The 25,126-nt window shown below is 43.1% G+C and carries 41 protein-coding genes; 40 read left to right on the forward strand and 1 reads right to left on the reverse strand.

Features of this window, described 5'->3' with window-relative positions; translation table 11 throughout:
• The first annotated feature begins 281 nt into the window (after positions 1–281).
• The 39 genes from I2484_RS08225 (at position 282) to I2484_RS08415 (ending at position 23,559) form a co-directional block, all read left to right on the forward strand.
• Positions 282–1,601, forward strand: coding sequence for a Na+/H+ antiporter family protein (locus I2484_RS08225; RefSeq protein ID WP_207150557.1), 1,320 nt, complete (start codon positions 282–284; stop codon positions 1,599–1,601).
• A 254-nt stretch (positions 1,602–1,855) separates the two neighbouring features.
• Positions 1,856–2,164 carry a 30S ribosomal protein S10 gene (rpsJ, locus tag I2484_RS08230; protein WP_067204744.1) on the forward strand — a complete coding sequence of 103 codons (309 nt, stop codon included), beginning with the start codon at positions 1,856–1,858 and terminating at the stop codon, positions 2,162–2,164.
• Between the two features lie 43 nt (positions 2,165–2,207).
• Positions 2,208–2,837: a 50S ribosomal protein L3 gene (gene rplC / locus I2484_RS08235; RefSeq protein ID WP_207150558.1), complete on the forward strand. Its 630-nt coding sequence runs from the start codon at positions 2,208–2,210 to the stop codon at positions 2,835–2,837.
• A 25-nt stretch (positions 2,838–2,862) separates the two neighbouring features.
• Positions 2,863–3,486: a 50S ribosomal protein L4 gene (gene rplD, locus I2484_RS08240; protein WP_207150559.1), complete on the forward strand. Its 624-nt coding sequence runs from the start codon at positions 2,863–2,865 to the stop codon at positions 3,484–3,486.
• Positions 3,486–3,770: a 50S ribosomal protein L23 gene (rplW, locus tag I2484_RS08245; protein ID WP_207150560.1), complete on the forward strand. Its 285-nt coding sequence runs from the start codon at positions 3,486–3,488 to the stop codon at positions 3,768–3,770. Before rplD ends, rplW begins: the two co-directional genes overlap by 1 nt.
• Positions 3,771–3,816: 46 nt before the next feature.
• Positions 3,817–4,647, forward strand: coding sequence for a 50S ribosomal protein L2 (gene rplB, locus I2484_RS08250; RefSeq protein ID WP_207150561.1), 831 nt, complete (start codon positions 3,817–3,819; stop codon positions 4,645–4,647).
• A gap of 60 nt (positions 4,648–4,707) precedes the next feature.
• Positions 4,708–4,986 carry a 30S ribosomal protein S19 gene (gene rpsS, locus I2484_RS08255; protein WP_067204757.1) on the forward strand — a complete coding sequence of 93 codons (279 nt, stop codon included), beginning with the start codon at positions 4,708–4,710 and terminating at the stop codon, positions 4,984–4,986.
• A 19-nt stretch (positions 4,987–5,005) separates the two neighbouring features.
• Entirely contained in the window at positions 5,006–5,350 is a 345-nt protein-coding gene (gene rplV / locus I2484_RS08260; protein ID WP_067204760.1) for a 50S ribosomal protein L22, read from the forward strand.
• Positions 5,351–5,353: 3 nt separating this feature from the next.
• Positions 5,354–6,016 (forward strand): 30S ribosomal protein S3, encoded by a 663-nt coding sequence (gene rpsC / locus I2484_RS08265; RefSeq protein ID WP_207150562.1) that lies wholly within the window; start codon positions 5,354–5,356, stop codon positions 6,014–6,016.
• Positions 6,017–6,018: 2 nt separating this feature from the next.
• Complete coding sequence (gene rplP, locus I2484_RS08270; protein WP_207150563.1) at positions 6,019–6,453, forward strand: 50S ribosomal protein L16; 435 nt, start codon at positions 6,019–6,021, stop codon at positions 6,451–6,453.
• The gene (rpmC, locus tag I2484_RS08275; protein ID WP_025783856.1) at positions 6,443–6,643 is read left to right on the forward strand and encodes a 50S ribosomal protein L29; all 201 of its coding nucleotides are present in this window, start codon (positions 6,443–6,445) and stop codon (positions 6,641–6,643) included. The genes rplP and rpmC overlap by 11 nt, the downstream gene beginning before the upstream one ends.
• A gap of 17 nt (positions 6,644–6,660) precedes the next feature.
• Positions 6,661–6,927, forward strand: a complete 267-nt coding sequence (rpsQ, locus tag I2484_RS08280; protein ID WP_207150564.1) for a 30S ribosomal protein S17 — start codon at positions 6,661–6,663, stop codon at positions 6,925–6,927.
• A 40-nt stretch (positions 6,928–6,967) separates the two neighbouring features.
• Positions 6,968–7,336: a 50S ribosomal protein L14 gene (gene rplN, locus I2484_RS08285; protein ID WP_067204773.1), complete on the forward strand. Its 369-nt coding sequence runs from the start codon at positions 6,968–6,970 to the stop codon at positions 7,334–7,336.
• Between the two features lie 36 nt (positions 7,337–7,372).
• Positions 7,373–7,684: a 50S ribosomal protein L24 gene (gene rplX / locus I2484_RS08290; protein WP_067204776.1), complete on the forward strand. Its 312-nt coding sequence runs from the start codon at positions 7,373–7,375 to the stop codon at positions 7,682–7,684.
• 26 nt (positions 7,685–7,710) lie between these two features.
• A complete protein-coding gene (gene rplE, locus I2484_RS08295; protein ID WP_207150565.1) occupies positions 7,711–8,250 on the forward strand; it encodes a 50S ribosomal protein L5 in 540 nt (179 codons plus the stop codon).
• A gap of 19 nt (positions 8,251–8,269) precedes the next feature.
• The gene (locus I2484_RS08300; protein WP_067204781.1) at positions 8,270–8,455 is read left to right on the forward strand and encodes a type Z 30S ribosomal protein S14; all 186 of its coding nucleotides are present in this window, start codon (positions 8,270–8,272) and stop codon (positions 8,453–8,455) included.
• Positions 8,456–8,485: 30 nt separating this feature from the next.
• A complete protein-coding gene (gene rpsH / locus I2484_RS08305; protein WP_067204783.1) occupies positions 8,486–8,884 on the forward strand; it encodes a 30S ribosomal protein S8 in 399 nt (132 codons plus the stop codon).
• A gap of 30 nt (positions 8,885–8,914) precedes the next feature.
• Positions 8,915–9,454 carry a 50S ribosomal protein L6 gene (rplF, locus tag I2484_RS08310; protein ID WP_207150566.1) on the forward strand — a complete coding sequence of 180 codons (540 nt, stop codon included), beginning with the start codon at positions 8,915–8,917 and terminating at the stop codon, positions 9,452–9,454.
• Between the two features lie 33 nt (positions 9,455–9,487).
• The gene (rplR, locus tag I2484_RS08315; RefSeq protein WP_207150567.1) at positions 9,488–9,850 is read left to right on the forward strand and encodes a 50S ribosomal protein L18; all 363 of its coding nucleotides are present in this window, start codon (positions 9,488–9,490) and stop codon (positions 9,848–9,850) included.
• 22 nt (positions 9,851–9,872) lie between these two features.
• The gene (rpsE, locus tag I2484_RS08320; RefSeq protein ID WP_207150568.1) at positions 9,873–10,373 is read left to right on the forward strand and encodes a 30S ribosomal protein S5; all 501 of its coding nucleotides are present in this window, start codon (positions 9,873–9,875) and stop codon (positions 10,371–10,373) included.
• Between the two features lie 13 nt (positions 10,374–10,386).
• Entirely contained in the window at positions 10,387–10,569 is a 183-nt protein-coding gene (gene rpmD, locus I2484_RS08325) for a 50S ribosomal protein L30 (RefSeq protein WP_207150569.1), read from the forward strand.
• A 33-nt stretch (positions 10,570–10,602) separates the two neighbouring features.
• Positions 10,603–11,043 (forward strand): 50S ribosomal protein L15, encoded by a 441-nt coding sequence (gene rplO / locus I2484_RS08330; RefSeq protein WP_179392975.1) that lies wholly within the window; start codon positions 10,603–10,605, stop codon positions 11,041–11,043.
• Entirely contained in the window at positions 11,043–12,335 is a 1,293-nt protein-coding gene (secY, locus tag I2484_RS08335; protein WP_207150570.1) for a preprotein translocase subunit SecY, read from the forward strand. Before rplO ends, secY begins: the two co-directional genes overlap by 1 nt.
• 55 nt (positions 12,336–12,390) lie before the next feature.
• The gene (locus tag I2484_RS08340; protein ID WP_207150571.1) at positions 12,391–13,044 is read left to right on the forward strand and encodes an adenylate kinase; all 654 of its coding nucleotides are present in this window, start codon (positions 12,391–12,393) and stop codon (positions 13,042–13,044) included.
• Positions 13,045–13,467: 423 nt separating this feature from the next.
• Complete coding sequence (gene infA, locus I2484_RS08345; protein ID WP_067204804.1) at positions 13,468–13,686, forward strand: translation initiation factor IF-1; 219 nt, start codon at positions 13,468–13,470, stop codon at positions 13,684–13,686.
• Positions 13,687–13,725: 39 nt separating this feature from the next.
• On the forward strand, positions 13,726–13,839 hold the full coding sequence (gene rpmJ, locus I2484_RS08350; protein ID WP_067204807.1) for a 50S ribosomal protein L36: 114 nt from the start codon (positions 13,726–13,728) through the stop codon (positions 13,837–13,839).
• Between the two features lie 24 nt (positions 13,840–13,863).
• A complete protein-coding gene (gene rpsM / locus I2484_RS08355; RefSeq protein ID WP_067204810.1) occupies positions 13,864–14,229 on the forward strand; it encodes a 30S ribosomal protein S13 in 366 nt (121 codons plus the stop codon).
• A 25-nt stretch (positions 14,230–14,254) separates the two neighbouring features.
• Positions 14,255–14,644 (forward strand): 30S ribosomal protein S11, encoded by a 390-nt coding sequence (gene rpsK / locus I2484_RS08360; RefSeq protein ID WP_179392979.1) that lies wholly within the window; start codon positions 14,255–14,257, stop codon positions 14,642–14,644.
• Between the two features lie 133 nt (positions 14,645–14,777).
• Complete coding sequence (locus tag I2484_RS08365) at positions 14,778–15,722, forward strand: DNA-directed RNA polymerase subunit alpha (RefSeq protein WP_207150572.1); 945 nt, start codon at positions 14,778–14,780, stop codon at positions 15,720–15,722.
• A 32-nt stretch (positions 15,723–15,754) separates the two neighbouring features.
• Entirely contained in the window at positions 15,755–16,135 is a 381-nt protein-coding gene (gene rplQ / locus I2484_RS08370; protein ID WP_207150573.1) for a 50S ribosomal protein L17, read from the forward strand.
• A gap of 609 nt (positions 16,136–16,744) precedes the next feature.
• The gene (locus I2484_RS08375; protein WP_207150574.1) at positions 16,745–17,590 is read left to right on the forward strand and encodes an energy-coupling factor ABC transporter ATP-binding protein; all 846 of its coding nucleotides are present in this window, start codon (positions 16,745–16,747) and stop codon (positions 17,588–17,590) included.
• On the forward strand, positions 17,566–18,435 hold the full coding sequence (locus I2484_RS08380) for an energy-coupling factor ABC transporter ATP-binding protein (RefSeq protein ID WP_207150575.1): 870 nt from the start codon (positions 17,566–17,568) through the stop codon (positions 18,433–18,435). The genes I2484_RS08375 and I2484_RS08380 overlap by 25 nt, the downstream gene beginning before the upstream one ends.
• Complete coding sequence (locus I2484_RS08385; RefSeq protein ID WP_207150576.1) at positions 18,435–19,232, forward strand: energy-coupling factor transporter transmembrane component T family protein; 798 nt, start codon at positions 18,435–18,437, stop codon at positions 19,230–19,232. Before I2484_RS08380 ends, I2484_RS08385 begins: the two co-directional genes overlap by 1 nt.
• Before the next feature lie 13 nt (positions 19,233–19,245).
• Positions 19,246–19,992 (forward strand): tRNA pseudouridine(38-40) synthase TruA, encoded by a 747-nt coding sequence (truA, locus tag I2484_RS08390; protein WP_207150577.1) that lies wholly within the window; start codon positions 19,246–19,248, stop codon positions 19,990–19,992.
• A gap of 169 nt (positions 19,993–20,161) precedes the next feature.
• On the forward strand, positions 20,162–20,599 hold the full coding sequence (gene rplM, locus I2484_RS08395) for a 50S ribosomal protein L13 (RefSeq protein WP_067204834.1): 438 nt from the start codon (positions 20,162–20,164) through the stop codon (positions 20,597–20,599).
• Positions 20,600–20,618: 19 nt separating this feature from the next.
• A complete protein-coding gene (gene rpsI / locus I2484_RS08400) occupies positions 20,619–21,011 on the forward strand; it encodes a 30S ribosomal protein S9 (RefSeq protein ID WP_067204837.1) in 393 nt (130 codons plus the stop codon).
• A gap of 92 nt (positions 21,012–21,103) precedes the next feature.
• Positions 21,104–21,400 (forward strand): rhodanese-like domain-containing protein, encoded by a 297-nt coding sequence (locus I2484_RS08405; protein WP_207150578.1) that lies wholly within the window; start codon positions 21,104–21,106, stop codon positions 21,398–21,400.
• Positions 21,401–21,705: 305 nt separating this feature from the next.
• Positions 21,706–22,422 (forward strand): N-acetylmuramoyl-L-alanine amidase, encoded by a 717-nt coding sequence (locus I2484_RS08410; protein WP_207150579.1) that lies wholly within the window; start codon positions 21,706–21,708, stop codon positions 22,420–22,422.
• An 81-nt stretch (positions 22,423–22,503) separates the two neighbouring features.
• Complete coding sequence (locus I2484_RS08415; RefSeq protein ID WP_481886391.1) at positions 22,504–23,559, forward strand: Mrp/NBP35 family ATP-binding protein; 1,056 nt, start codon at positions 22,504–22,506, stop codon at positions 23,557–23,559.
• 25 nt (positions 23,560–23,584) lie between these two features.
• On the opposite strand, the gene gerD is transcribed toward I2484_RS08415, so the two are convergent.
• Entirely contained in the window at positions 23,585–24,184 is a 600-nt protein-coding gene (gerD, locus tag I2484_RS08420; protein WP_207150581.1) for a spore germination lipoprotein GerD, read from the reverse strand.
• Positions 24,185–24,328: 144 nt separating this feature from the next.
• Here gerD and I2484_RS08425 point away from each other — a divergent pair, with 144 nt between their 5' ends.
• Positions 24,329–25,009, forward strand: a complete 681-nt coding sequence (locus I2484_RS08425; RefSeq protein WP_207150582.1) for a KinB-signaling pathway activation protein — start codon at positions 24,329–24,331, stop codon at positions 25,007–25,009.
• Positions 25,010–25,126 lie beyond the last annotated feature (117 nt).

The raw sequence follows: 25,126 nt of genomic DNA on the forward strand, positions 1-25,126 counted from the left end.
TGTTGTCTAAAAAAATATATATAACCTCGGATTGTGGGAAAGCTATGAAATAGAGATTTTGCGTCTGGATTTCGGTACTAAATGCTTGGAGTCTGTGAGTAATGCATAGGGTCGTTGTGCGTATGTAGCTTATGATTGGATGGCCGATGAATATGCTTGGTCATGTGTGATTTATGCTACTGTGTAAAAAAATCATTGACAGAAGAAATGCCCTCTGCTATCTTAATACTATACTTTACCGCTTTAGCTGACTAAAGAAACAAATTATAGGGGGAATACAAATGAATGCGGTTATTATTGCCATTTTCGTAATGTTGGCTTTAAGTTTATTACGGGTGAACGTTGTACTAGCACTAGTTGCGGGTGCAATTGTAGGGGGATTTACAGGAGGCTTATCGTTTGATGAGACGATTGTTTCATTTACTGGTGGCCTTGGTGATGGAGCAACAATTGCACTTAGTTATGCATTACTAGGTGGATTCGCGGTAGCTATATCGAAGACTGGCATTCCTCAATTGCTTGTTGCAGCCATGTTGAAGATTGTGAAGAAGGAGGGGGAGCCTGATCGTTCGGGACTAGGAAAAGTACTGATTGTCTTAATACTTCTAGTGATGGCCTTATTCTCGCAAAACCTTATTCCGATCCATATTGCATTCATACCATTACTGGTACCACCGATTTTACATATCTTAAATATGTTAAAAATAGATCGTCGTCTCATAGCATCCGTTCTGACATTCGGATTAACAGCACCTTATATATTGCTTCCATATGGATACGGATTCCTCTTCCATGAAATTCTCGCCAATCAAATGGCAGCAGCAGGTATGGCGATTGATATGGCGGACATACCGAAAGCGATGGCTCTTCCTGTCCTTGGACTGTTCGTAGGTCTCATGATTGCTATATTCTTCTCTTATCGCAAACCCAGAGAGTATGCGGACAAGCAGATAAATAACACTGAAGTAGTGGTAGAAGTTAAAACACGTAATATCATCTTTACAGTACTAGCGCTTATTGGCACACTTATTGTACAGATACCAACACAGTCTATGATCGCAGGTGCGGTGACTGGTATTTCGATTTTGTATATTACGGGTGCACTTAAGTGGAAAGATGCCGACGGTTTAATCAATGAAGGAATGCGTATGATGGCATTTGTAGGATTTGTTATGATTGCGGCGAATGGATTTGCCGCAGTGCTTAAGGAAACGGGTCATATTATTACGTTAGTGGAATATGCGAGCTCTGCACTTGGTGATAATAAAGGAATGGCAGCATTCGTCATGTTAATCATCGGATTGGTTGTTACAATGGGTATTGGCTCATCATTCGCTACAATCCCAATTATTGCATCCATTTTCGTACCGCTAAGTGTGGCATTCGGATTTAGTCCGTTAGCCATCATTGCGCTCGTTGGAACAGCAGCTGCTCTTGGTGATGCTGGCTCACCTGCGTCAGACACTACACTTGGGCCAACTGCGGGACTTGCTGTCGATGGACAACATAATCATATATGGGATACATGTGTACCAACGTTCATTCACTTCAACATTCTATTGTTGTTGTTTGGTTGGGTGGCGGTAATGCTCTTAAATTAAGTAGTAAATTGTCCGGGATATTACTCTCGGACTTGTAATAAGTGAGAGAAAGATTTATACTAATAAAGTTGAGAAAAGGATTTCGCCAAAACACTTGCGCTATTCTTTTTTTATGTGTATAATATTAAATGTTGGTCTTTGACTGCGATGAAGCGAGAGGTTGCCGACACACCAGGCCGCTTTGCCATGGCATGTGTGTGGGAAATTTTCGTGGAGAATGTCTATAACAAAATAGGCGCAAGGGAGGGAAAATAATGGCAAAACAAAAGATTCGTATTCGTTTAAAAGCATATGATCATAGAATTCTTGATCAATCGGCTGAAAAGATCGTAGAAACAGCAAAACGTTCGGGTGCTAGTGTATCGGGTCCGATTCCACTACCGACTGAAAGAACTGTCTACACGATTCTTCGTGCGGTGCATAAATACAAAGATTCGCGCGAACAGTTCGAAATGCGTACTCATAAACGTCTAATCGATATCGTTAATCCGACACCACAAACTGTCGACGCATTAATGAAACTCGATTTACCATCAGGCGTGGACATTGAAATTAAACTTTAATCGATACTAAATACAACACACATTAATTCAGGAGGTGGACTAAATGACCAAAGGAATCTTGGGAAGAAAACTCGGTATGACGCAAATTTTTGCTGAAAACGGAGATCTTATCCCGGTAACTGTGATTGAAGCTGGACAAAACGTTGTTCTTCAAAAGAAGACAACGGAAACGGACGGCTACGAATCAATCCAAATCGGATTTGAAGATAAACGCGAAAAGCTTGCTAACAAACCTGAAAAAGGGCACGTTGCAAAAGCTGATACTGCACCTAAGCGCTTCATTCGTGAATTCCGCGAATTAGACGTTAGTGGCTACGAAGTTGGTCAAGAAGTCAAAGTTGATACTTTTGCTGAAGGCGATATCGTCGACATCACTGGTACATCAAAAGGTAAAGGGTTCCAAGGTGTTATCAAGCGTCACGGCTATTCACGCGGACCTATGACACACGGATCACGTCATCACCGCGCACCAGGTTCGATCGGATCTGTTGACGCACAACGTGTATTCAAAGGTAAAAAAATGCCAGGTCGTATGGGTGGCAAAACAGTAACAGTTCAAAACCTTGAAATTGTACGAGTTGATCTTGAACGCAACTTGTTACTAGTTAAAGGTAACGTTCCTGGATCACGCAAATCACTTCTACAAGTGCGTAGCGCAATCAAAGGAAACTGACTACTAAAGAAAGGAGGAAACAGGAATGCCTAAAGTATCCGTATTAAATCAGGCAGGAACTTCTGTCGGAGAAATCGAACTAAATGAAGCAATCTTTGGTATCGTACCGAATGAGTCTGTCTTATTCGAAGCATTGGTCCAACAACGCGCTTCATTGCGTCAAGGTAACCATAAAGTTAAAACTCGCTCAGAAGTAGCTGGTGGCGGACGTAAACCGTGGCGTCAAAAAGGTACAGGTCGTGCCCGTCAAGGTTCAATCCGGTCACCACAATGGCGTGGAGGCGGTATCGTATTTGGTCCAGCTCCAAGAAGCTATAGCTATAAATTACCGAAGAAAGTCCGCAGATTAGCTCTTCTTTCAGCTCTTTCTACGAAAGTTCGCGAAGAAGATGTAATTGTTCTTGAAGGACTAACATTCAATGCACCAAAAACAAAAGAATTCATTAAAGTACTTGCTGACCTTTCGGTTAACAGGAAAGCGTTGATCGTTACTGCAGACCTAGATGAAACTGTGGCTTTATCCGCACGTAACATCCCTGGAATCAGTGTCGTAACAGCGTCAGGTATTAACGTACTTGATCTTATCGGTCATGATAAACTTATTATGACTAAAGCAGCAGTTCAAAAAATAGAGGAGGTGCTTGGTTAATGGAATCACGTGATATTATAAAACGTCCGGTCATTACCGAGCGTACTTCTGAACAAATGGAATTCAAAAAGTACACTTTTGAAGTTGACACGCGCGCTAATAAAACATTTATTAAGCAAGCTATCGAAGAAGTTTTTGGTGTTAAAGTTGATAAAGTGAACGTACAGAATTACAAAGGTAAACTTAAGCGTATGGGCAAGCATTCTGGTTATACGAACAAACGCCGTAAAGCGATTGTTACACTAACTGCTGACTCAAAAGACATCGAATTCTTCGAAATGTAAGTTGACCAACTAATAGATATCTAATTATATGAAGGAGGGAACACAAATGGCGATTAAGAAATACAAACCTACCTCCAACGGACGCCGTAACATGACTACATCCGATTTTGCTGAGATTACTACTGACAAACCGGAAAAATCATTGCTATCACCGCTAAAGCGGAAAGGCGGCCGTAACAACACTGGTAGGATTACTGTTCGTCACCATGGTGGAGGCCACAAGCGCCAATACCGTGTCATCGATTTCCAACGCCGGAAAGATGGCATACCAGGACGCGTTGCTACGATCGAATACGATCCAAACCGTTCAGCTAACATTGCTCTAATCAATTACGTAGACGGAGAGAAGCGTTACATTCTCGCTCCAAAAGGTCTTGTAGTTGGAGCAACTATTATGTCAGGCCCGGAATCAGATATCAAAGTGGGTAACTCACTTCCACTTGAAAACATTCCAATGGGTACTACAATTCATAATATTGAAATGAAACCAGGTAAAGGCGGACAACTAGTACGTTCAGCAGGAACTTCTGCACAACTACTTGGCCGTGAAGATAAGTATGTTATTGTACGTCTTCAATCTGGAGAAGTTCGCATGATTCTTGCTGTATGCCGCGCGACAATTGGTCAAGTTGGTAATGAGCAACACGAACTTATCAACATTGGTAAAGCAGGACGTTCACGTTGGATGGGTAAACGCCCAACAGTTCGTGGTTCTGTCATGAACCCTAACGATCACCCACACGGTGGTGGTGAAGGTAAAACTGGTATCGGTATGAAGTCTCCAGTAACTCCATGGGGTAAACCGACACTTGGCTATAAAACTCGTAAGAAAAATAATAAAACCGACAAGTTTATTGTACGTCGTCGTAAGAAGTAATAATAATGCACTGCGGTTCGTCGAATGGACCGTAGTACAAACACGGAGGGAGGTTCCGACATGGGCCGCAGCTTGAAAAAAGGACCATTTGTAGACGATCATCTTATGAAGAAGGTCGAAGCGCAAAGTGGATCTGAGAAAAAACAGGTTATCAAAACATGGTCACGACGTTCAACAATCTTCCCGACATTCATCGGAATGACAATTGCTGTATATGACGGACGTAAACACGTTCCTGTCTATGTAACTGAAGATATGGTTGGTCACAAACTTGGTGAATTTGCACCTACGCGCACATACAGAGGTCATGGCGCCGACGATAAGAAAACAAGACGTTAATTGAGAGGAGGTTATTCTGATGCAACAAGCAAAAGCTACTGCCCGCACAGTCCGTATTGCCTCTCGTAAAGTCCGTTTGGTCGTCGATCTTATCCGAGGCAAAAAAGTCGGTGAAGCAATCGCGATTCTACGCCTAACGCCAAAAGCGGCATCACCGGTTGTAGAAAAAGTTTTGAAATCAGCGATTGCAAATGCTGAACATAACTATGAAATGGATGTCGAAAACCTATTTATTAGCGAAGTATTCGTTGATGAAGGTCCGACTATGAAACGTTTCCGACCACGCGCACAAGGACGTGCGAGCGCAATTAATAAACGTACGAGCCACATCACATTAGTGGTATCTGAAAAGAAGGAGGGATAATTCGTGGGTCAAAAAGTACATCCTAACGGTTTACGGGTCGGTATCATCCGTGACTGGGAGTCTAAATGGTACGCAGAAAAAGACTATGCGACTCTCTTGCACGAAGATTTAAAAATCCGTGATTTTATCGAAAAGCGTCTTATAGAAGCTTCTGTTTCTAAAGTAGAAATCGAACGTGCTGCAAAGCGTGTTAACATCAGCATCCACACTGCTAAGCCAGGAATGGTTATTGGTAAAGGTGGTACTGAGGTCGAAACACTTCGTAAAATGTTGAACGACATCACTGGTAAACGCGTTCACATCAACATCATTGAAATTAAACGTGCGGATCTTGACGCTAAACTAGTTGCAGAGTCAATTGCTCGTCAATTAGAAACTCGCGTATCATACCGTCGTGCACAAAAACAAGCAATCCAACGCACTATGCGTTCTGGCGCTAAAGGAATTAAAACACAGGTTTCTGGACGTCTTGGCGGTGCTGACATCGCTCGGTCGGAACATTATAGTGAAGGTACTGTCCCTCTCCATACATTACGTGCAGATATTGATTATGCGCATGCTGAAGCAGATACAACGTTTGGTAAGCTTGGCGTTAAAGTATGGATTTACCGTGGAGAAGTCCTTCCAGTGAAGAAACAGAAGAACTCTGAGGAAGGAGGCAACTAATTATGTTAATGCCTAAACGAGTTAAATATCGTCGTGTATTCCGTGGTAAAATGCGCGGTACTACAAAAGGCGGAGCAACAGTTCAATTCGGAGAATACGGTCTACAAGCGCTTGATGCGGCATGGATTACAAACCGCCAAATCGAGGCAGCACGTATTTCAATGACACGTTACATGAAACGTGGCGGTAAAGTATGGATTAACATCTTCCCGCACAAACCATATACAAAGAAGCCTCTTGAAGTCCGGATGGGTTCCGGTAAAGGTGCTGTAGAAGGCTGGGTAGCAGTTGTTAAACCTGGTCGTATTATGTTCGAAATAGCAGGTGTTTCGGAAGAAGTTGCTCGTGAAGCACTTCGCCTAGCATCCCACAAACTTCCTATTAAAACTAAGTTTGTAAAACGTGAAGAAATTGGTGGTGAATCTAATGAAAGCTAATGAAATCCGTGACTTAACAACTGCAGAGATTGAGCAAAAGGTGAAATCACTGAAAGAAGAGCTTTTCAACCTTCGCTTCCAACTTGCGACAGGTCAATTAGAAAACACTGCACGCATCCGAGAAGTTCGTAAATCGATTGCGCGCATGAAAACAGTTATACGTCAAAGAGAAATCAGTGCAAATAACTGATGAAGGAGGTTGCAGCCATGACTGAGGAGCGTAACCAGCGCAAAGTATATACAGGCCGCGTTGTATCCGACAAAATGGATAAAACAGTTACTGTTATGATCGAAACGCAAAAGAAACACACTAAATACGGTAAACGTGTTAAGTACTCTAAGAAATTCAAGGCCCACGATGAGCTGAATGTAGCGAAAATCGGTGATGTTGTTCGTATAATGGAAACTCGTCCATTGTCAGCAACAAAACGTTTCCGCCTACTTGAAGTAGTCGAAACAGCGGTCATCATTTAATTAACGTTCGGGTATATAAATCCGGGAGGAGGTAGCCTCAATGATCCAACAGGAAAGTCGTATGAAAGTCGCCGACAACTCAGGCGCTCGTGAAGTACTTACAATTAAGGTATTAGGCGGTTCAGGCCGTAAAGTAGCAAACATCGGTGATGTTGTAGTAGTAACGGTTAAAAAAGCAACACCAGGTGGCGTTGTTAAAAAAGGTGAAGTTGTCAAGGCTGTTATCGTTCGCACGAAGAGCGGAGTACGCCGTAAAGACGGTTCATATATTACATTTGATGAAAATGCTTGTGTTATTATCCGTGACGACAAGAGCCCACGTGGAACTCGTATTTTCGGACCGGTTGCTCGCGAACTTCGTGATAGCAACTTCATGAAAATAATTTCACTTGCTCCTGAAGTTCTTTAATCACATGATAGTGCCAAATCAAGGAGGTGCGACAGAATGAATGTTAAAAAAGGCGATAAAGTTATGGTCATCACAGGTAAAGATAAAGGTAAGACCGGTGTGATCTTAGTTGCTTTCCCTAAAAAGGACCGTGTACTTGTTGAAGGTGTTAACATCGTCAAGAAACATACGAAACCTAACCAGGAAAATCCTCAAGGTGGAATCATCAGCCAAGAGGCAGCTATCCATGTATCAAACGTCATGGTGATTGATCCTAAGACAGGCGAGCCTACTCGTGTAGGATATAAAATCGAAAATGGCAAAAAAGTTCGTGTTGCGAAAAAATCCGGAGAATTGCTGGATAATTAAGTAACGGATGAAAGGAGGTCCAACAGATGAGCCGTTTAAAAGAAAAGTTTAAAAAAGAAGTCACTCCTGCTCTTATGAGCAAGTTTGAATATACATCAGTTATGCAAGTACCAAAAGTCGACAAAATCGTCATTAACATGGGTGTTGGTGATGCTGTTCAAAACACGAAAGCACTAGATGCGGCAGTGGAAGATTTAACAATTATTTCTGGTCAAAAACCAGTTGTTACAAAAGCGAAGAAATCGATCGCAGGATTCCGTCTCCGTGAAGGCATGCCTATCGGAACGAAAGTTACATTACGCGGTGAGCGTATGTATGAATTCCTTGACAAATTGATTTCGGTTTCATTACCCCGTGTACGTGACTTCCGTGGTGTTTCTAAAAAAGCATTCGACGGGCGCGGTAACTACACGCTTGGCGTAAAAGAGCAACTGATTTTCCCGGAAATTGATTATGATAAAGTTTCTAAAATACGCGGTATGGATATCGTCATCGTTACGACTGCAAACTCGGACGAAGAAGCACATGAGTTACTAACGCAGTTCGGCATGCCGTTCCAAAAGTAAATAAGAGGGAGGCGTAAACGTGGCTAAAAAATCAATGATTGCTAAACAAAAACGCACACCAAAATTCGCGGTACAAGCATACACACGCTGTGAGCGTTGTGGCCGTCCGCATTCGGTATATCGTAAGTTCAAGCTTTGCCGTATTTGTTTCCGCGAGTTAGCATATAAGGGACAAATTCCTGGCGTCAAAAAAGCCAGCTGGTAAACCCCTAAATTTGGGAAGGAGGTAAATGTAATGACAATGAGTGATCCGATCGCAGACATGCTTACACGCATTCGTAACGCCAATATGGTTCGTCACGAAAAGCTTGAAGTACCTGCTTCAAACATGAAAAAAGAAATCGCAGAAATCTTGAAACGTGAAGGTTTCGTACGTGACGTTGAATATGTCGAGGATAGCAAACAAGGTATCATCCGCATTTTCCTTAAATACGGTCAAAATAACGAACGTGTTATTACTGGTCTTAAACGTATTTCAAAACCTGGTCTTCGTGTTTACGCTAAAACTAGCGAAGTTCCTAAAGTTTTGAACGGTCTTGGTATAGCCCTCGTTTCTACATCAAATGGCGTACTTACAGACAAAGAAGCGCGCGCTAAACAAGTAGGCGGAGAAGTAGTAGCTTACGTCTGGTAATTCGTAACAAATGAATGGAGGTGCAATTGAATGTCCCGTATTGGCAAAAAGCCGATTGAGGTACCTGAAAACGTGACAGTTACTATCGCAAAAGGTAACTTGGTTACTGTTAAAGGTCCTAAAGGCGAACTTACAAACACATTTAACACGGATATTAAAATCGAACAGGAGAATAACGTGATCACATTGATCCGTCCTTCTGAATCCAAAGAACACCGTTCTATTCATGGAACGACACGTTCACTTATCGATAATATGGTGATAGGCGTTTCACAAGGTTTCGAACGTAAACTTGAACTAGTCGGTGTAGGTTACCGTGCTTCTCTTCAAGGTCCGAAATTAGTGTTGAACATTGGTTTCTCTCACCCAGTTGAATTTACACCAGAAGAAGGAATTGAAGTTGAGGTTCCTACTAATACTAAGATTACTGTTCGTGGTATCAACAAAGAACGCGTTGGTGCACTTGCATCGAACATCAGACAAGTACGACCACCAGAGCCGTATAAAGGCAAAGGGATTCGCTACGAAGGAGAAATTGTCCGTCGTAAAGAAGGTAAAACTGGTAAATAATGCCTCTTAAGGCATCTGGAAGGAGTGATCACGATGATTACGCAAAAAGACAAGAATGCTACTCGTAAGAAACGTCATGCACGCGTACGTCGTAAAATCAGCGGGACTGCAGCTCGTCCACGCCTAAACGTATTCCGTTCAAACAAGCATATCTATGCTCAGTTGATTGATGACGTGAATGCAGTAACGATTGTAAGTGCATCTTCAATGGAAAAAGATTTCGGATCTGGATCCAAAGCAGACACTGCAGCAGCAGTAAAAGTCGGCGAGATGATCGCAAAGAAAGCTGTTGAAAAGGACGTTAAGTCAGTAGTATTTGACCGTGGCGGATACCTATTTCACGGCCGTGTGAAAGCTCTTGCAGACTCAGCACGTGAAAACGGTCTGGAATTTTAATTAAGAAGGAGGTATACATTTCATGCGTCGTAATGATCAGAATAAAAGCGAATTCGAAGAACGCGTAGTTACCATTAACCGCGTAGCGAAAGTTGTGAAAGGCGGACGTCGTTTCCGTTTCACTGCTCTCGTCGTTGTCGGAGATAAAAATGGCCGTGTCGGTTTCGGTACTGGTAAAGCACAAGAAGTTCCGGATGCAATCCGTAAAGCTATTGAAGATGCGAAGAAGAATTTGATCGTTGTACCAATGGTCAAAGGAACAACTCCGCACGAAGTTCTTGGACATTTTGGTGCAGGAAAAATCCTCATCAAACCAGCAGCTCCAGGTACTGGAGTTATCGCCGGCGGACCTGTCCGTGCGGTACTTGAACTTGCAGGCATCACGGATATTCTTTCTAAATCTCTTGGTTCAAGCACGCCAATCAATATGGTTCGTGCAACAATTGAAGGATTGACGAATTTGAAACGCGCAGAAGACGTTGCTAAATTGCGCGGTAAAACCGTGAAAGAACTGTACAGTTAAGGGGGGAAATACAATGGCGAATAAACTTGAAATTACCCTTACAAAAAGCGTTATCGGCTCTAAGCCAACACAACGTAAAACAGTCGAAGCGCTTGGACTTCGTAAATTACACCAAATGGTCGAGCATCAGGATAATGTCGCAATTCGCGGCATGATCAATAGAGTAGACCACCTTGTAACAGTTAAAGAACTATAATTTCGATTTTTTGAATAAGGAGGTGCCAATGAGATGAAATTACACACTATGAAGCCTGCTGAAGGTTCACGTACTAAGCGTAAGCGTATTGGTCGCGGAATCGGTTCAGGTTTTGGTAAAACTTCTGGTAGAGGTCACGGTGGACAAAACTCCCGTTCGGGTGGTGGCGTACGTCTTGGATTCGAGGGTGGTCAAATTCCACTTTTCCAAAGACTTCCTAAACGTGGTTTTACGAACATTAACCGTAAGGATTATGCAATCGTAAACCTAGACACGCTTAATCGTTTCGACGAAGGTACTGAAGTTACGCCTGAGCTACTAATTGAATCAGGCATCGTGAGCAATGCTAAATCAGGTATTAAGATTCTGGGTAACGGAATTCTTGAGAAAAAGATTACTGTCAAAGCTCACAAATTCTCTGCTTCTGCTAAAGAAGCAATCGAGAAAGCGGGCGGACAGACCGAGGTGGTTTAATGTTCCAGACGATCGCCAATTTTATGCGCGTAAAAGATATACGGTCTAAAATCTTTTACACACTACTGGTACTCATTGTTTTCAGACTAGGAACATTTATTCCAGTCCCGAACGTTGATGCAACTGCACTACAGCAAACTGATAATAATCTTATTGGCTTACTGAACGTGTTTGGTGGAGGTGCCCTTGCAAACTTCTCAATTCTTGCAATGGGAATCATGCCTTACATCACTGCATCTATCATCGTGCAATTATTGCAGATGGATGTCGTACCTAAATTTACTGAATGGGCAAAACAAGGCGACGTCGGAAGACGGAAACTTGCGCAGTTCACGAGGTATTTCACAATAATCCTAGCCTTTATTCAAGCAATCGCTATGTCATTTGGTTTCAACCAAATGTACGGTGGTACGCTGATAAAAGACGAAGGTGTTTCGACATATGTGGTCATCGCGATCGTATTGACGGCAGGAACTGCATTTCTTTTATGGCTTGGTGAACAGATTACAGCAAAAGGTGTTGGTAATGGTATTTCCATTATTATCTTCGCTGGTATCGTCGCAGCAATTCCAAATGCAGTCAACCAACTTTACGCAACACAGATTCAAGATGCTGGCGAGCAATTGTTCATTAAGTTGGCAATTATGGCTCTTCTACTGGTCTTGGTCATTGCGGTTACTGTCGGAATTATTTATTTCCAAGAAGCATTACGGAAAATTCCGATCCAATATGCGAAACGTGTCACTGGACGAGGTCAAACGACTGCAGGCCAACAGACACACTTGCCATTGAAACTTAATGCGGCGGGGGTTATCCCGGTAATCTTTGCTTCTGCATTTTTTATTACACCACAATCAATAGCGACCTTCTTTGGCACTAACAGTGTAACAACTACAATTACAAACGTTTTCGATTATACGAAACCGGTTGGAATGGTATTTTACCTGCTATTGATCATTGCATTCACATACTTCTACGCATTCATCCAGGTGAATCCGGAGAACATTGCGGATAATTTGAAAAAGCAAGGCGCTTATATCCCGGGCATTCGTCCAGGACAAAATACACAAAATTACCTAACGAGCACTTTGTATAGACTGACATTTGTAGGGGCGATATTCCTCTCTACAGTGGCAATCATGCCGATAGTCTTTATCAATATCGCAAACCTTCCACAGTCTGCGCAAATTGGAGGAACAAGTTTGATAATCGTTGTCGGGGTTGCCCTTGAAACGATGAAACAACTTGAATCACAACTTGTGAAAAGGCATTACAAAGGGTTCATGAAGTAATAACCTCGAAGGTTCATCTCTTTGGGATATGAATATGAATGGGAGTGCAACACGTATGAATATCGTATTAATGGGTCTGCCAGGAGCCGGTAAAGGTACACAGGCAGACAGAATTGTCGAAAAGTACGGAACCCCTCATATTTCTACAGGCGATATGTTTCGTGCTGCTATTCAAGAAGGCACGGAACTTGGAGTCAAAGCAAAATCGTTCATGGATCAGGGAGCACTTGTCCCTGATGAAGTGACAATCGGAATTGTTCGTGAAAGATTAAGCAAATCCGATTGCGATAATGGTTTTCTACTCGATGGTTTCCCGCGTACAGTTCCACAAGCTGAAGCACTTGATCAGCTTTTGGCTGACATGGGTCGGAAAATTGAGCATGTTCTCAATATCCAAGTCGAGAAAGAAGAACTTATTGCGAGGCTGACAGGCCGCCGCATCTGTAAAGTTTGCGGTACATCCTATCATTTGCTTTTTAATCCTCCACAGGTTGAAGGTAAATGTGATAAGGATGGCGGAGAGCTTTATCAGCGAGCCGATGACAATCCGGAAACTGTCACGAACCGTCTGGAAGTAAATATGAACCAAACTGCACCACTCTTGGCGTTTTACGATTCCAAAGAGGTGTTGGTAAATATCGATGGACAAAAAGACATCAAAGACGTTTTCAAGGACCTGGACGTTATTCTGCAAGGAAACGGACAATAATCCTTTTCGAGCTTAGATATTATACGCAGTTTTTGGGCAGTATAGCATAGAAGCATTGAAGAACGTTTCAACGAGCTGCAAAAGCATATAATGCCCGGTATAAGAACTAGATGATTTTAGCGGATTTAGGGTTCTTAAACATTGTAAATGCATTTTCTTGCTTAGGTAGGTATAATGGATTTCGTGGAAAGAACTGTATAACGCAACTTGGAACTCATCCATGGCATTCTGGACAGTCGTGTCCATTTCGACGCGATTTTCCATTATAAGAAGTCGAGGACGGACTTAAGGGAAACGGAATGTGGCAGACCTCTTTCGAACATCACTCATGCAATCCGGACATATGTTGAAGGAAGCTTTAAAGGCGACTGATGCCGCTCGATGGTGAGAACCTTTATTGGATATAGAAGGGAGACTGGGTTGATGGCGAAAGATGATGTAATTGAAGTTGAAGGAACCGTACTCGAAACACTGCCAAACGCAATGTTTAAAGTAGAGCTGGAAAACGGCCATACGATTCTTGCGCATGTATCTGGCAAAATTCGTATGCACTTTATCCGTATTCTACCTGGCGATAAAGTGACAATGGAACTCTCGCCTTATGATTTAACACGTGGTCGTATCACATACCGTTTTAAATAAACTTTTGTAACTCCGGAATACTGAAGGAGGTTGGGTAAGATGAAAGTTAGACCATCTGTAAAACCGATGTGCGAAAAATGTAAAATTATTCGCAGACGCGGCCGAGTAATGGTAATCTGTGAAAATCCAAAACATAAACAAAGACAAGGCTAATTCTGAAGGAGGTGCACAATTTATATGGCACGTATTGCTGGTGTAGACGTTCCGCGCGATAAGCGCGTAGTCATTTCATTAACTTACATTTTCGGAATCGGAAAAACTACTGCTCAAAAAGTATTGGCAGCAGCTGGAGTATCTGAGGATGCACGGGTTCGCGATCTTACTGACGCAGAGCTTGATAAAATCCGTGAACAAATGGACACACTTAAAGTTGAAGGTGACCTTCGACGTGAAACTTCCCTTAACATCAAACGTTTGATGGAAATCGGTAGCTTCCGTGGTATCCGTCATCGTCGCGGACTACCTGTTCGTGGACAAAACACGAAAAACAACGCACGTACTCGTAAAGGTCCTAAACGGACAGTAGCGAACAAGAAAAAATAATAGGTAAAGGAGGTATCTTCTTAACATGGCACGTAAACAGCAAACTCGTAAACGTCGTGTGAAAAAGAATATTGAATCCGGTATTGCACATATCCGTTCGACGTTCAATAATACAATTGTTACAATCACTGACATGCAAGGGAACGCACTATCTTGGTCAAGTGCAGGTGCACTAGGCTTTAAAGGTTCTCGTAAATCAACTCCTTTCGCTGCACAGATGGCTGCTGAAGCGGCTGCTAAAACATCTATGGAGCATGGTCTGAAAACGTTGGAAGTTACTGTTAAAGGTCCAGGTGCTGGACGTGAAGCAGCAATTCGTTCACTACAGGCTGCAGGTCTTGAAGTTACTGCAATCAGAGACGTTACCCCGGTTCCGCATAACGGATGCCGCCCGCCAAAACGCCGTCGTGTATAAGGGCTTCTTCTCCATTTGATTGAGAAACACAATTTTTGTCAACAATGATTGTGCGATTGCAATTTGCCGTCTATGAAAATCGATTTCAATATGGAACGGCCTATACATTGATGTTTTGAAGGAGGGTAAATGAATGATCGAGATTGAGAAACCGAAGATTGAAACAATTATGATCGGCGAAGACATCAAGTTCGGTAAGTTTATCATCGAACCACTTGAACGCGGATACGGAAACACGTTAGGGAACTCCCTGCGCCGCATCCTTCTATCCTCACTGCCAGGAGCTGCTGTTACATCTATCCAGATTGATGGTGTGCTTCATGAGTTCTCAACAATTGAAGGTGTCGTCGAAGACGTCGCGTCAATTATTTTGAACATAAAAAAACTGGCTCTCAAAATCTATTCAGATGAAGAGAAAGTGATTGAGATAGACGTGAAGGGCGAAGGTGTCATCACAGCTGCGGACATTACACATGATAGTGACGTAGAAGTGTTGAATCCTGAACTTCCTATCGCGACTCTTGGTAAAAACGGACACTTGCGCATGCGTATGTATGCTGTACGTGGACGCGGTTACGCTCCTTCTGATCAAAACAAACGTGAGGATCTCGCAATTGGCGTTATTCCAATCGACTCTATTTACACTCCGGTTTCACGCGTTAACTTCCAGGTGGAGAACACTCGGGTTGGCCAAATGGCAAACTTCGATAAATTGACACTTGATGTTTGGACAGATGGCAGCATCGGTCCTAAAGAAGCTGTTTCACTTGGGGCGAAAATCCTGACGGAACATCTAAATATATTTGTCGGTATGACAGATGAAGCACAAACTGCAGAAATCATGGTAGAAAAAGAGGAAGATCAGAAAGAGAAAGTACTCGAGATGACTATTGAGGAACTTGACCTTTCAGTTAGATCTTACAATTGCCTAAAACGTGCAGGCATCAATACAGTTCTTGAACTTGCTAGCAAGTCAGAGGACGAAATGATGAAAGTACGAAATCTTGGACGTAAATCACTTGAAGAAGTGAAAGCGAAATTGGACGAGCTTAACCTAGTGTTACGCACCGAAGATTGAGCGAATTTATAGAGTGAAGGAGGGAAACTTCTATGGGATACAGAAAACTTGGACGTACAAGTTCACAACGTAAAGCAATGCTTCGCGACCTAGCGACAGATCTTATCGTACACGAACGTATTCAAACGACAGAAGCTCGTGCGAAAGAATTGCGTTCAGTTGTTGAGAAAATGATTACGCTTGGTAAACGTGGAGATTTGCATGCACGTCGTCAAGTTGCACAATTCATCCGTCGCGAACTGGTTACAGTGACAGACGGTGAAGGCAACGAGAAAGAAATTTACGCAATCCAAAAACTTTTTGATAATGTTGCTCCACGCTACACTGAGCGTCAAGGTGGATATACACGTATCATGAAAATGGGACCTCGTCGCGGCGACGGAGCACCTGTTGTTGTAATCGAACTCGTTTAATTTTATACAACGGCTTTCAAACGCCGGCTGTTTAAAATTCGCCGAGGCGTAATTGATTAAATCTTCAAGGGGTGTGTCTGGCGTACCCAGAGCCGCACCCTTTTTTAAAAAAATTTATACGACAACTTTAAAAGCTGAGTGTTATGATCGTCGGTTAATGCCGTCTGGTCTAGCTCTACGCACCTCATCCGCGGTACCGGATTGAGCACCTGGTACCAGTCATAGATATGAGCGCATTTCTTCGGATGAGGTGCGCGCTTTTTTTTATCCAAAAATAATGTCCAGACTTTTCAATATATAAATAAGTATAAGTTTTTGACTTAATATGATGTCTAGGCTCCAGGCGCACGGGTCATAAGATGGTCCAGCTGTGCGGCAAAGAACGCCGCTTCGCCGGTCCATCTTATTCCTGCCGCGGGCCTACAGGATGTAGGTCATGCAGTGGGGAGGGATTGAACTACATCCCTCCTTGTTGCCACAGGAAGTGGCGTTCTTAAGCTGCGTTCATTAGTGACGGCGCCTTGCGCTTTTCTAAAAAGGATTCCTTGTCAATTTGCAGGGGATCCTTCGTAGTATACATAATGCGAATGTAGCTGGAGGTGGTAGGCGATGAAGGAAATTCTGTCGATGGATAATGTGTCTTATTCTTATGACTCTGAGGACGAGGTAGCAAAGAAAGCAGTCGATGGCGTGTCGTTTACGGTACAAGAAGATGAATGGATTGCTATTGTTGGCCATAATGGTTCCGGTAAATCGACACTTGCGAAATTGATGATTGGTCTTTTATTCCCTGAAGAAGGGGACGTCAACGTATTTATTGAAAAACTGACTGAGGACAATTTATGGGAAATCCGTTCACGAATGGGCTTTGTTTTTCAAAACCCGGATAACCAGTTTGTCGGTTCGACAGTTCAGGATGATGTTGCATTTGCGCTAGAGAATAATGGGGTTCCCTTCGAAGAGATGGTGACTCGAGTTCATGATGCACTTGCGCAGGTAAATATGAGTGATTTTCTTGACCAGGAGCCTCACCATCTCTCAGGCGGACAAAAGCAACGAGTTGCAATAGCTGGGGCGCTCGCTTTACATCCATTGCTTCTTATTATGGATGAGGCGACGTCGATGCTTGATCCACAAGGACGTAATGAAGTCATTCACTTAGTTGAAGAATTAAAGCGTAAGACAGGCCTCACAGTTATTTCTATTACACATGATCTGGAAGAGGCGCTGTTGGCAGATCGTATTATTGTCATGAACAAAGGGAAGGTTCTGACGGTTGGTACGCCTGAGCAGATATTTGCTCGGGGAAATCAACTTGAGGAAATTGGTTTGGACTTGCCATTCGCTTTAAGAGTTTCCAGTTTGTTACGGGAAAATGGGATGGAGCTTGTCGGTGAGCATATGACGGAAGAAGAGTTGGTGAATGAATTATGGACATCTCACTTCAGCAAGTAGGATATTTGTATGGAAAAGATACTCCTTTTGAGAAAAGGGCATTGCAGGGTGTAGATGCTACGATACGTTCCGGCTCTTATTCTGCGATTATTGGACATACTGGATCGGGAAAGTCGACACTTCTTATGCATTTAAATGGTTTGTTGAAGCCTTCAGAAGGTATTGTGAAAATTGGAGATACAACGATTACGGCCGGTACGAAAGCGAAAGGACTTAAAGATGTCCGGAGGCACGTGGGTATTGTATTCCAGTTTCCAGAGCATCAGCTTTTTGAAGAGACTGTTGAAAAAGATATTATGTTCGGCCCCATGAACTTTGGTGTACCTGAAGAAGAGGCTAGGAGACGCGCACATCAACTGATAGAATTGCTAGGACTTCCTCCAGAGGTTGCCCAGCAGTCTCCTTTCGATCTTTCGGGAGGGCAGATGCGACGGGTTGCGATTGCGGGTGTTCTCGCGTTTAAACCGTCTGTACTCGTTTTGGACGAGCCGACTGCAGGACTTGATCCGCGAGGGCGGCTTGAAATTATGGAGCTTTTCAATCGGCTGCATGTAGAAGAAAAATTGACGACAATTCTTGTGACACATAGTATGGAGGATGCCGCACGTTATGCGGATAATATTATCGTTATGCATAATGGCAGTTCTGTCATGTCCGGGACGCCGCAGGAAGTGTTCGCTGATGAAAAGAAGCTGACGTCCTTTAGATTAGGCCTACCACGCTCAGTAAAGTTCCAGCGTGATATTGAGAAGTTAATTGGTCGTCCGCTCCAGGGACTCGCATTAACGGAAGCTCAGCTTGCGAAGGCAATTGCGTTTGCTGCCACGGAAGAAGGTGGCCGTTAATGTTGGAAAAGATGATTTTTGGACGCTATATTCCGGGCAATTCATTTGTCCACAAGCTCGACCCTCGTTCAAAGCTGTCATTTGTTTTTCTTTTCATTATTGGGGTCTTCCTTGCAAATAATACAGTGACTTATGCCGTGTTGTTAGGATTTACGTTAGTCGTTATTTTAAGTTCGAGGATTCGGCTGTATTTTTTGTTTAACGGATTGAAACCAATTCTTTTCTTGATTATTTTCACGCTGCTCATGCATATCTTTTTCACGAAAGAAGGAGCACTTCTCGTCGATTGGAAGTTCATCAAGATATACGAGGAAGGGTTGAGGCAAGGTATTTTTATTTCCATTCGTTTTCTTGTATTGGTTTTGCTGACGTCTATCTTGACGTTGACTACATCGCCGATTTCAATTACGGATGGTATGGAAGACTTACTGGGGCCCTTCAAGCGATTTAAATTACCTGTTCATGAGCTTGCGCTGATGATGTCAATTTCCCTGCGCTTCATCCCTACTTTGATGGATGAAACGGATAAGATATTAAAGGCGCAATTGGCTAGAGGTTCGGATATTAGTACCGGCTCTATTAAGCAGCGAATTCGTGCAGTGATTCCTTTGCTAGTACCCCTCTTTGTGAGTGCGTTTAAACGCGCCGAAGACCTTGCAGTCGCCATGGAGGTCCGTGGCTATCGCGGAGGTGAGGGGAGGACGAGGTACAGACAGCTGAAGTGGCATTGGCGCGATACCACGATATTGGTATTGCTTGCTGTTTTGGTTGTCGTTCTCTTCCTGCTTAGGGCATAGGAGGAAGATACACATGCAACGTGTTAAAGCGATTGTTTCATATGATGGAACTCACTTTTCTGGGTACCAAATACAGCCGGGTATGCGAACGGTGCAATTGGAAATCGATAAAGCGTTAGTGAAAATGCATAAAGATAAGGACATTTTTTCAGTCGCAAGTGGCAGGACGGATTCTGGTGTTCACGCTAATGGTCAAGTGATTCACTTTGATACACCGCTGAACTTGCCGATTGATCGATGGAAGCTGGCGTTGAATGTCCTTTTGCCTACAGATATTCGGCTGGTTGAAGTTGAATACGTCAGCGAAGATTTCCATGCGCGTTATTCTGCTACTGGCAAGACGTACGTATATAAGTGGTCCTATAGCGAAGTGCATAGTCCGTTTGAGCGTAATTTTTCCGTTCATCTTGGCAGATCACATCCTGATATTGAGGCGATGAAGGAAGCTGCTGGCTATTTAATTGGGACGCATGATTTCACAAGTTTCTGTTCATCAAAAACCGCTACATCCAATAAAGTCAGAACAGTGAGGATGCTGACGCTTGAAAAACAAGGTGATCATCTCATCATGACAATTGAAGGAAACGGTTTTTTATATAATATGGTTCGAAGCATTGCAGGTATGCTTCTTGTCGTAGGGAACGGCTGGAAAACGCCGGCAGATGTCAAGCAGATACTTGAATCGTGCAGTCGTAAAGCGAACGTCAAAACCGCGCCAGCACAAGGTTTGTATCTTGTTGAAGTGAGCTATAAAGACTAAGGCAACTTTTCCTAGTGTATTTAGAGGAATCGCTTGACTTAATGTGGTATTCAGTATAAGATGAGTAATGGTATTTCAATAACCCCACAAATAAGCCCCGGAAGGTAAACTTGTGTTTAGGGATAGAGAAAACGGGAACTAATAGAGATTCATTTAGGAGGATAAAATTATGCGTACAACATTCATGGCTAAAGGTCACGAAGTAGAGCGTAAATGGCTCGTTGTCGACGCTGAAGGACAGACGCTTGGTCGTCTTGCTTCTGAAGTTGCATCACTTTTGCGCGGCAAACATAAACCAACGTTCACACCTCACGTTGATACAGGTGACCATGTCATCATCATCAATGCAGAGAAAATTCATCTTACAGGTAACAAATTGAAAGACAAAATTTACTACCGTCACTCAGGTTACACGGGTAGCATGAAACAACGTACGGCTCTTGAAATGCGTACAAACTTCCCTACAAAAATGCTTGAACTTGCAATTAAAGGAATGCTTCCAAAAGGTCCTTTAGGCCGTCAAACATACAGAAAACTTAATGTATACGCTGGACCAGATCACCCGCACGCAGCACAACAACCAGAAGTATTTGTACTTCGCGGTTAATTAAAGAGGAGGAAACAACTTGGCACAAGTACAATATCTCGGCACAGGCCGTCGTAAAAGCTCAACAGCTCGTGTACGTCTAGTTCCTGGAGATGGCACAATTATCATCAACAAACGCGACGTAGAAGACTACGTACCATTCGCGACACTTCGCGAAATCATCAAACAACCACTTGTAATTACAGAAACTCTTGGAAGCTACGATATCCTTGTAAACGTTGATGGCGGTGGATACACTGGACAAGCAGGAGCAATCCGTCACGGAGTTGCACGTGCTCTACTTCAAGTAGACCCTGACTTCCGTCCAGCGCTTAAATCAGCAGGACTTCTTACTCGTGATGCAAGAATGAAAGAACGTAAAAAACCAGGTCTTAAAGGCGCACGTCGTGCACCACAGTTCTCAAAACGTTAATCTTACATTCAAGAAAAGCCCTTCTCCATTCGTGGAAAAGGGCTTTTTTGTGTTAAAGTATAGATGTAGAAACAGTGGGAGGATGATTTGATATGAAAGAGATCTCAACTACCGAATTACAAGAGCGGTTGGAAAAAGGCGAGCAGCTAAACCTAGTCGACGTGCGTGAGGCGGATGAAGTAGCGGCGGGGATGATTCCGGGTGCAATCCACATCCCGCTAGGCGACGTGCCGGTCCGTATGAACGAGCTTGATAGCGCTAAGTCATATATACTCATCTGTCGCTCGAGCGGCCGCAGTGGACGTGCACAAGAGTTCCTTGCGGATGAAGGTTATGATGTTACAAACATGGTAGGCGGCATGCTCGAATGGGAAGGCGCTACTGAATAATTCTATTTTTGAGGGGACCTTACGTGGTTCCTTTTTTTGTTTTTGAAATACGTGGAGTGTTGTTTAGTTTTGGCGCAGTGTTGTTTAGTTCTGGGAGATCGTAGCGAACTAATCGTTAAGTGTTGTTAAGTTCATGGGATGTTATTTAGTTTTACTGGAGTGTTGTTTAGTTCCAAGAGAGCATTGCGAACTATTGGTAAAACATTGTTTAGTTTAACAAAATATTTTCGATTTTTATCTCTGCTAAAAGTAGGACATATCTGCCGACGCTTCTGCGTATAGTGAAGGAAAAAGGCGGTGTCCATATGAAACGGTGGTTTGTGATCGGTTTATTATTCGTGTGTTCTCTTGGAGTTGTCATGTATGGCGTTAAGGCCTCGTCAGATCGGAATTTTTTCATGCCCGCAGAGCTTGGCGGCGTGAAGATACTTATCGATCCGGGACATGGAGGGATGGACGGTGGCGCTTCATCCAATGATATCGTTGAACGTGATATTACATTGAGCATCTCCCATGAATTGAAGAAACGTCTTGAAAAGAAAGGGGCGATAGTTATCATGACGCGGACAAAAGATGGCGACGCGTTGGCCGAACATGCCCCAGCCGAGAAATTCGGAACGACTCGCGAACGCAAAATGGCTGATTTAAAATTGAGGGAAAGCATTGCAATTAGTGAGAAACCTGATATGTTCATTAGCGTTCACGTAAATGCAATACCTGAGGAAAGATGGCGCGGTTCCCAAGTGTTTTATCATCCAGGTGGGGATCCCGATGGTGAGTTTTTGGCGAAAGCCATTCAAGAATCATTCCGGGCTAATTTAAAAAATACGGAACGAGTAGCGATGGCAATTAAGGGTGTATATTTATTGAAAAAGGTACCGACTCCGGCAGTTCTCGTTGAAACAGGTTTTCTGTCAAACAATGAGGAAAGAGCCCTCCTGATTGACCCTACTTATCAAGGCAAGGTGGCTGATGCCATCGTGGAAGGAATCGTTGAATTTCATACTGCAGAAGAAAAGTGAGAGCCTTAATCAGATTTTCGAATAGCTTATTATGGTATACTTGGAGGCGAATGAATAAACCTCCAAGGGGTGTCTACATTGATGAATGAAGAAACAGTACGTGAATTGTTAGGGCAGCTGAAAGATCCGTTTTTACATAAAACGCTTGCGGAGACGAGTGGAATTACAGGTGTAACAATCAAGCCTGAAAAGAAACATGTCAGCGTCAAGATAGCGATTGCTAAAATTAATACCGCTGAACAGATGGGTCTTCAAACGCAAGTGGTTGACGCATTGAAAGGAGCAGGTGCTGATTCTGTTGGTATCCGTTTCGAAGAATTATCGGCAGAAGTGCTGGAACAATTCCGTGGGAAAGTGACGGAATCGGAAGCACAAGATTTGTTGTCACCGCTGAATGACGTTGAATTTATTTCAATTGCGTCTGGTAAAGGCGGCGTTGGTAAATCGACAGTGTCGGTAAATCTTGCTGTAGCGCTTGCGCGTCTTGGGAAAAAGGTCGGTTTAATTGACGCTGATATTTATGGTTTTAGTGTACCTGATATGATGGGTGTAACTGATTTGCCAGTTGTTCGGGGGGACCGGATTATCCCAGTTGAACGTCTAGGCGTAAAAGTTATTTCTATGGGCTTCTTCGTTGAGGATAACGCACCGGTTGTATGGCGCGGTCCAATGCTTGGGAAGGCACTTGACCAGTTCTTCCGTGACGTTGAATGGGGAGATCTTGACTACCTATTCCTCGACTTGCCTCCAGGTACAGGGGATGTTGCGCTTGATATCCACCAGATGATTCCGACGTCTAAAGAAATCGTAGTAACGACTCCGCATCCGACAGCTGCATTTGTTGCTGCGCGTGCAGGAGCAATGGCGCTTCAGACAGATCATGAATTGCTTGGTGTTATTGAAAATATGTCTTGGTTCGAATCAAAAACGTCGGGTGAACGTGAATTCGTATTCGGTCAAGGCGGCGGTGTAAAACTAGCTGAGCAACTTCGTACAGAGTTACTTGGTCAAATACCACTAGGCCAGCCAGATTGGGATGAAGAAGATTTTGCACCGTCAGTCTATGCAGAAGATCATCCTATCGGAAAAATTTACATGGGTATTGCGGAAAGTATCATTAAAAAAACATCGAAATAATAACTAGTTAAAAAGGTGGAGAAGGCTATTGGCCTTCTCCGCCTTTACTTTTCTTCGTCTTCTCACCTTCACCACCACTACCCCCGCTATCTACTGGTTTCAGTTCACCTGCTTTCAGAATAAGTTCTTGCCATTTCGTTTGCAACAAAGGGCTGTTAATGGTTTCTTCAACAACTTTTTCAAGATGTTTTTTCATATTAGCTGACTGTGTAACTGTTTCCATCTGTTTTAACATGTCGGGCTGGGAGAAAAAATCTTCTAACTGTTTTTGAAATGACGAATCATCCATTAGTTGTTTCATGATCTCCTGTTGCTGTTCCTTCATGCTTTTGGCGATGGCTTCAGTGAACTTTGGATCTTCAAACGTTTTTTTCCAAAAATCTTCCCCTTTTTTAGAAAGGAGGGTGTCCTCGACGGATTTCTTTACCTCCGGTTGTTCTAGAATAAGTAGTTCTTTGAACTCTGGATCCGCGAACATTTGCCGAACTGCCTTTTTTCCATCCTCTGTCTGAAGTGCGTCGGTCATCATTTTTTTTGTTTCGTCGTAAGTTGGAGCAGTCTGCTGCATGCTGCATCCCGTCAATAATAGAACCGAAAACAGGAATAGACCAATTCTTTTTTTCATTGAAATCAAATTCCCTTCCACAAGCATTTTCATTTATTGTTCACAATACGACGCAGAATATGCATGAATCGTTTAATGAAATAGATTTTTCAACAAAACGTTGTTACACTATTGATAGGAAAAACAAAACGGAGGATCGCTATTGTGACAATACGAAATTGGGTCAAATTCTTTTTTACGGCATTATTAATCGGAGGATTCGTGACGGCAGTTGTAGGATTAATTGTCCGCTGGGAGTTCTTTTCTCAATATTTATCCAACGGTGAATACGGCCAATTTATAGGCGCGTTTCTGTGGATGATTTTCCTTGGATTTACGATGAGCGTCGTTGCACAAATGGGCTTTTTTGCTTATTTAACGGTCCACCAATTCGGTGTGAATATTTTTAAGACACTCACATTGTGGAACTGGGTTCAGCTTCTAATCATTGCAATTGTCCTGTTTGACCTCATCTTCTTCAGATTCCAATTGACGTCAGGTGAGACGGGCCGCACAATGCTGTACCTTGGATTACTTGCAACACTTATTGGTGTTTCTGCAGTAACCGCTTATTTCAAAGCAAAATGGACGAAGAAACACACGCTTATTTCAGCACTGTTCTTCATGATTGTTATTACAACACTTGAATGGTTACCAGCGTTGATGGTACGTTCAGGTAATATCGATGAGTGGGTCACAATCCTGCTATTCCCACTTCTCGCAGTGAATGCCTATCAAATTTTAGTGCTGCCGAAGTTTAACAAGCAGTCTGATGAAGATAAGGTGAAACTGGAAGCACGCAGAAAAGCACGAGGGAAAGTTGCGAAATCCGCTAAAGCAAAATAAAGAAACAGCACAACTGCCAGTAGTGGCGGTTTGTGCTGTTTTTGTGCGCCCAGCATGGGCGTAATCTATAGGGTGGAAGTCCCGAACTGTGAAGGTAGAAGTAACAGTTAGCTTAAC

Source organism: Sporosarcina sp. E16_8 (assembly GCF_017347095.1).
GTDB lineage: Bacteria > Bacillota > Bacilli > Bacillales_A > Planococcaceae > Sporosarcina.